The sequence below is a fragment of the Nocardioides sp. NPDC006303 genome (assembly GCF_040613175.1).
In the GTDB taxonomy this organism is placed as follows: Bacteria; Actinomycetota; Actinomycetes; order Propionibacteriales; family Nocardioidaceae; genus Nocardioides.
Genome location: NZ_JBEXRR010000010.1, coordinates 144,594 through 150,707, shown reverse-complemented (window position 1 = coordinate 150,707; position 6,114 = coordinate 144,594). Strand labels below are relative to the sequence as shown.

Below are 6,114 nucleotides of genomic sequence, written 5' to 3'. Positions count from 1 at the left end.
GGGGTACATCGTCGGGTCCGGCGTCTCGTCGAGCTTGACCAGCGAGCCGTCGGCCCGCCCCGGGATGCGCCGACTCGGCTATCAATCAGTAGGAGGGCTGAGCCTGGACGTTCAGCTCATCGAACCTGACCCGCTTCGCCGAGGCGACCCGCGGGTCGCGCAGGTCGAAGACGTCGAAGCCGCGCTGGATCTCGTTGGAGTAGATGTAGCCGTTGTAGTAGTAGGTCGACCAGGGTCCGGCGATCGTCGTGGTGTCCTCGAACGGACCGCGGTCGAACCAGGCGATCTCCTTCGGGTTGGCCGAGTCGGTGAAGTCGTAGACCGACACACCGCCCTGATACCAGGCCTGCACCATGATGTCCTTGCCCTTGACCGGGATCAGCGAGCCGTTGTGGGCGACGCAGTTCTCGGTGTTGGACTGGGTGCGCGGGATCTTGTAGTAGGACTTGAAGACGAGCTGACCGCCCTCGATGTCGTAGATGCCGTTGGCGCCCTTCTCCATCCCGGTCTCCGGGTTGCAGGTCGGCGCACCGCCGCCGCCGAGCTCGTCGGTGAAGACGACCTTGGTGCCGGTGTTGTTGAACGTGGCCGAGTGCCAGAACGCGAAGTTCGCGGTGTCGGTGACCTGCTCGGTCACCACCGGGTTCTCGCGGTCGGAGATGTCCATCAGGATGCCGTCACCCATGCAGGCGCCGGCGGCGATGTCCTTGGACGGGTAGGTGGTGATGTCGTGACATCCGGCGGTGTTGGTGTAGCCGCCGTCGGGGAACAGCACCGGCTCGTTGACCACCGCAGCGCGCTCGGGCGCCCGCTTGGGGATCTTCACGATGCTGATCTTGTCGTGCGGAGGCTGGCAGTCGGGGTACTCCGCACGCGGACCGTAGGAGGAGACGTACGCGTAGACGTCCCGCCCGTTCTTGCTCGGTGCCAGCGAGTGGGTGTGGGAGCCACACTTGGTCTCGACCGCCGCGACGTACTCCGGGTCTCTCGGGTTGCTGATGTCGAAGACGCGGATGCCTTCCCACGACTCCTTGATCGCGGCCGACTGCGCCACGTTGTCGCAGGTGTTGTTGCTGCGGCTGGAGTCGACGGAGAGGACCAGCAGGTCGTCGTAGACGGAGATGTCGTTCTGGGACCCGGGGCAGGCGTACTGCTTGACGAGTCGCGGCTTCTTCGGGTTCTTGATGTCGATGACGTTGAAGCCGTTGTAGTTGCCCGCGAAGGCGTAGTTGCCCTGGAAGGCGAGGTCGCTGTTGAGGGCGTTGGCGGGCGTGAAGGCACCCGACTTGGGGATGTTGGCGATCAGGTGCATGTTGGGTGTGCCGTCGGACTCGCCTGCGGGCACGACCGGATTGTTGGCGCCGAGGTTGGCGAGATCGTTGCCGGCGACGCAGGCGGAGGCGAAGTTGTCACCGAGCTTGGTGATCGCCTGCTTCTCTTCGGCCGTGCAGCTCGTCTGGGCTTCGGGAGACTGGGTGCTCTGGGTGCTCTCGGTGCCGTGGGTGTGGGACTCGTCTGCGGAGGACGGGGCGGCGACGGCCAGCCCTCCTGCGACAACCATGACCACCGCGATGGGGGCCAGGTATTGGGTGGGTCGTCTAAGCCTCATGTTCGCAAGCCTTCCGAGTCGGCCGCCGTGGGGTGGCACGGGCAGGACCACTCAACTTTAGTAAAAGTCGTACACGGCAGGCATGGAATATGAATAAATTGTTCACCTCTGCGGGATCTCGGAAGGAGACACGTGCGCGGTAGTCGATTGGGTGTCATCACGTCGGGTGTCGTGTTCGCGGCGATCTCGCTCGGCGGGTGCGGAGGTTCCTCGGACGACGCGCACGGCGAGCACGCAGGTCACTCGCCCAGCCCGGAGGCGGCCGCCCAGTCGGCCCCCGTGGTCCAGGGCGGGGCGCCGGGTGAGGCCGCGGCGACGATCTCGCCCTCGGCTGCTGCCACGGACCCGTGGACCCAGACCGATGCCGACTTCGTGACGATGATGATCCCGCACCACGCCCAGGCGCTGGAGATGACCCGGCTGGCACGCGAGCACGGCGTCCACCCCGAGGTCGTCTCCTTGGCCAAGCGCATCGAGTCGGCCCAGGGCCCCGAGATCGTGGCGATGAGCGGATGGCTCAACACCCGCGGGCTGCGGGTTCCGCGTGCCTCTGACCCGGCGCACACCATGGCCGGGATGCTCACGCCGGATCAGATGAGCGAGCTCGCTACGGCCCGTGGCGAGGAGTTCGACCGGCTCTTCCTGACCGGGATGATCCAGCACCACCAGGGTGCCCTGAAGATGGCCGAGCCGATGGCCGCCAAGGGCAGCGACGCGCTGGCGCTCGAGATGGCGACGGACGTCGAGGCCACCCAGTCGGTCGAGATCGACATCATGGAGAAGCTGCTCGAAGAGCTGTGAGAACCGGTACGGTTCCGCGGTGCCCCTCGCCCCCGCCCGCCGTCGACGCGTGCTGATCGGCTCCGCCGTCGTCGTCTGCCTCGCCCTGATCATGACCGCGCTGGTCTACACCGGCGTCGTGATGCCGACCCGTCTGTTCGCGGCCAAGTACGACGTACGCGGCATCGACGTCTCCCACCACAACGGCACCGTCGACTGGCCACGGGTCGCCGAGCAGGACATCGACTTCGCCTGGATCAAGGCGACCGAGGGCTCGGCGCACGTGGACACGCGTTTCGCCGCCAACTGGGCCGAGGCCCGTCGAGCCGGGCTCGCGACCGGCGCCTACCACTTCATGAGCTTCGAGAGCCCCGGCGCCGACCAGGCGCACAACATGATCGCCACGGTGCCCCACGTGGCCGGAACTCTCGCCCCGGTCGTCGACCTGGAGCCCTATGGCTCCTTCAAGGGGAACCTGCCGCCCGCCACCGAGGTCCGCGCCATCCTGGACCCGCTGCTCGCCAAGCTCGAGGCGCACTACGGCATCGCGCCGGTCATCTACACGACGCCGTCGGCCTACCGCGCCTACCTGGTCGACCTCTACCCCGACAACCCCATCTGGTTCCGCTCCGTCGCCTGGCCGCCCCGGGTGCCCGACGGACGCGACTGGACCGTCTGGCAGTACTCCAACCGCGACCGGCTCGACGGAGTCGGCAGCGCGGACGAGGCGTACGTCGATATGAACGTGCTCTCCGACGACGTCGATCTCGACTCGCTGATCATTCGCTGAAATCGCCGAGTCGGCGCATCCTGACCCTCTCGCTCGCTTCGCGAGGTAGGGGCCGGGATGCGCCGACTCGGCTTTGGATCAGTGGCCGTGACCGTGGCCGTGACCGGCTGCGGGCGCCTCTTCCTCTTCCGGCTTGTCGACGACCAGGGTCTCGGTCGTGAGCAGCATGCCCGCGATCGAGGTGGCGTTGATCAGCGCGGAGCGGGTGACCTTGACGGGGTCGATGACGCCCTGGGCGACCAGGTCGCCGTACTCACCCGTGGCGGCGTTGAAGCCCTGGCCGACGCCGAGCTCGCGGACCTTGGTGGTGATGACGTAGCCGTTGTCGCCACCGTTCTCGGCGATCCAGCGCAGCGGCTCGTCGGCGGCCTTGCGGACGACGCGCACGCCGACCGCCTCGTCGCCCTCGAGGCCGAGGTCCTTCTCCAGGACGGAGACGGCGTGGATCAGCGCGGAGCCACCGCCGGCGACGATGCCCTCCTCGATGGCGGCGCGGGTCGCGGAGACAGCGTCCTCGATGCGGTGCTTCTTCTCCTTGAGCTCCACCTCGGTGTGAGCGCCGACCTTGATCACGCAGACGCCACCGGCGAGCTTGGCGAGGCGCTCCTGGAGCTTCTCGCGGTCCCAGTCGGAGTCGGTCCGCTCGATCTCGGACTTGATCTCGTTGACGCGACCCTCGACCGCGGCAGCGTCGCCGCCACCCTCGACGATCGTGGTGTTGTCCTTCGTGACCGTGATCCGGCGAGCGGTGCCGAGCACCTCGAGGCCGACCTGGTCGAGCTTGAGGCCGACCTCCTCGGCGACGACCTGCGCGCCGGTGAGGATCGCGATGTCCTGCAGCATGGCCTTGCGGCGGTCACCGAACGCGGGCGCCTTGACGGCGGTCGCGTTGAAGGTGCCCTTGATCTTGTTCACGACCAGGGTCGAGAGGGCTTCGCCCTCGACGTCCTCGGCGATGATGAACAGCGGCTTGCCGGCGGCGATGACCTTCTCCAGCAACGGCAGGAGCTCCTGGATGGAGCTGATCTTGCCCTGGACGAGCAGGATCAGCGGGTCGTCGATGACGGCCTCCATCCGCTCCTGGTCGGTCACGAAGTACTGAGAGATGTAGCCCTTGTCGAACTGCATGCCCTCGGTGAACTCGAGCTCGGTGCCCGTGGTGTTGGACTCCTCGACGGTGATGACACCGTCCTTGCCCACCTTCGCGAAGGCCTCGGCGAGGATCTCGCCGATCTTCGCGTCGCGGGAGGAGATCGTGGCGACCGAGGCCATGTCGGACTCGTCGACGACCTCACGAGCGGCGGCGCGCAGGGCGTCGCCGACGGCGGCCGCGGCGGCGTCCATACCGCGCTTGAGGCTCATCGGGTTCGCACCGGCGGCAACCGCGCGCAGACCCTCGTGGACCATCGCCTGGGCGAGGACGGTCGCGGTGGTCGTACCGTCACCAGCGATGTCGTTGGTCTTGGTCGCAACCTCCTTGGTGAGCTGAGCACCAAGGTTCTCGAACGGGTCGTCCAGCTCGATCTCACGCGCGACGGTGACACCGTCGTTGGTGATGGTCGGAGCGCCCCACTTCTTGTCGAGGACGACGTAGCGGCCCTTGGGGCCCAGCGTCACCTTGACGGCGTTGGCGAGGGCGTCGACGCCACGCTCGAGGGCGCGGCGGGCGTTCTCGTCGAACTCCAGGATCTTCGGCATTAGTATTTACTCCCTAGTACGCAGAACGCGGCCGGGGCCCAGGACTTGATAAACCCCGTCGGCCCGGCCGCGTTGATGCGAGACGGATGACGTCAGGCGATGACCGCGAGGATGTCGCGAGCCGAGAGGATGAGGTACTCCTCGCCGGCGTACTTCACCTCGGTGCCGCCGTACTTGCTGTAGATGACCTTGTCGCCCACGGCGACGTCGAGCGGGACGCGGTTGCCCTTGTCGTCGATGCGACCCGGGCCGAGCGCCAGGACCTCGCCCTCCTGGGGCTTCTCCTTGGCGGTGTCCGGGATGACCAGACCGGAGGCGGTGGTCTGCTCGGCCTCGACGGCCTTGACGACGATCCGGTCCTCAAGAGGCTTGATGTTGACCGACACTGTGTCGACCTCCCCATTTCTTTTCTACGGAGTCAGACTTCGGTGGGTGTTGCTACGTCTGTGCTTGCGATCTGCCACGTACGCCGTCGCGGGGGTCGTACCCGGCTCGCAAGCGCTGGCACACTCAGGGGGAGAGTGCCAAAGCAGACGTTAGCACTCGGCCGCAATGAGTGCCAGCAAGGCCCGTCTACCGCTGCCCCGGGATCCTCACCATCAGCGCGATCGCACCGGCGAGGAGACCGACGACGATGATCCCGCCGACCACCAGGAACGACCAGCGATCCTCGCTGTCGTCCTTCTCCTCGAAAGTGGTGATCTGGAACTCCTCCCCGTCGCTCAGTTGGGACGGCAGCGGCGCGGACTCCGCCGGGGCGGCCGAGTTCTCTACGGGGGCCGAGTGGCTCGGTTCCGGCTCCGACTCCTCCGCTGTAGGCGTACGTTCGACCTTCGCCTTCTCCTTCTCGGTCGTCTTCTCAGCCGTCTCAGCCGCCTCGGGCTTGCTCGCGACCGGGACCTGCACATACGTCACCGAGTAGCTCTCCAACTGCTTGCCGGAGCTGTGCGCGACGACCGTGGTCCGCTGCGGCGCGGACAGGGTGTGCATCTCCGCGCCCGCGTTGCCGCGACCGACCACACAGAAGGAGGCGATCCGGTAGCCCTCGGGCGCCGTCGCGGTGGCGGAGGTGGCACCCACCGATGAGTAGGAACGGTCCCCGGACGAGCACTGGCCCACCGGAGTCGCGGTGTCGGCCGAAGCCGGTGCGGCGAGCAACAGTGACAGCAGCGCGATGACGGCCGCGGCCGCCGAGAAGGTCAGAGAGGTCATGCGGGGGGATCTACGCACCCGGCGG

At 67.2% G+C, this 6,114-nt stretch carries 6 protein-coding genes; 2 read left to right on the top strand and 4 right to left on the bottom strand.

Features of this window, described 5'->3' with window-relative positions; all coding sequences use genetic code 11:
• Window positions 1-85: 85 nt before the first annotated feature.
• Window positions 86-1,561 (bottom strand): hypothetical protein, encoded by a 1,476-nt coding sequence (locus tag ABZY89_RS10970; RefSeq protein ID WP_355227045.1) that lies wholly within the window; start codon window positions 1,559-1,561, stop codon window positions 86-88.
• Window positions 1,562-1,741: 180 nt separating this feature from the next.
• Between ABZY89_RS10970 and ABZY89_RS10965 the strand changes: the two genes are divergently transcribed.
• Together ABZY89_RS10965 and ABZY89_RS10960 are read left to right on the top strand one after the other, a co-directional pair.
• Window positions 1,742-2,410: a DUF305 domain-containing protein gene (locus ABZY89_RS10965; RefSeq protein ID WP_355227043.1), complete on the top strand. Its 669-nt coding sequence runs from the start codon at window positions 1,742-1,744 to the stop codon at window positions 2,408-2,410.
• Window positions 2,411-2,429: 19 nt separating this feature from the next.
• Window positions 2,430-3,179, top strand: coding sequence for a GH25 family lysozyme (locus tag ABZY89_RS10960; RefSeq protein WP_355227042.1), 750 nt, complete (start codon window positions 2,430-2,432; stop codon window positions 3,177-3,179).
• Between the two features lie 78 nt (window positions 3,180-3,257).
• On the opposite strand, the gene groL is transcribed toward ABZY89_RS10960, so the two are convergent.
• From groL to ABZY89_RS10945, 3 genes are all read right to left on the bottom strand, one after another.
• Window positions 3,258-4,877 (bottom strand): chaperonin GroEL, encoded by a 1,620-nt coding sequence (gene groL / locus ABZY89_RS10955; protein ID WP_355227040.1) that lies wholly within the window; start codon window positions 4,875-4,877, stop codon window positions 3,258-3,260.
• A 92-nt stretch (window positions 4,878-4,969) separates the two neighbouring features.
• Window positions 4,970-5,263 carry a co-chaperone GroES gene (gene groES / locus ABZY89_RS10950; RefSeq protein WP_008362423.1) on the bottom strand — a complete coding sequence of 98 codons (294 nt, stop codon included), beginning with the start codon at window positions 5,261-5,263 and terminating at the stop codon, window positions 4,970-4,972.
• Between the two features lie 187 nt (window positions 5,264-5,450).
• Window positions 5,451-6,089 carry a hypothetical protein gene (locus ABZY89_RS10945; protein ID WP_355227038.1) on the bottom strand — a complete coding sequence of 213 codons (639 nt, stop codon included), beginning with the start codon at window positions 6,087-6,089 and terminating at the stop codon, window positions 5,451-5,453.
• Window positions 6,090-6,114: the final 25 nt, after the last annotated feature.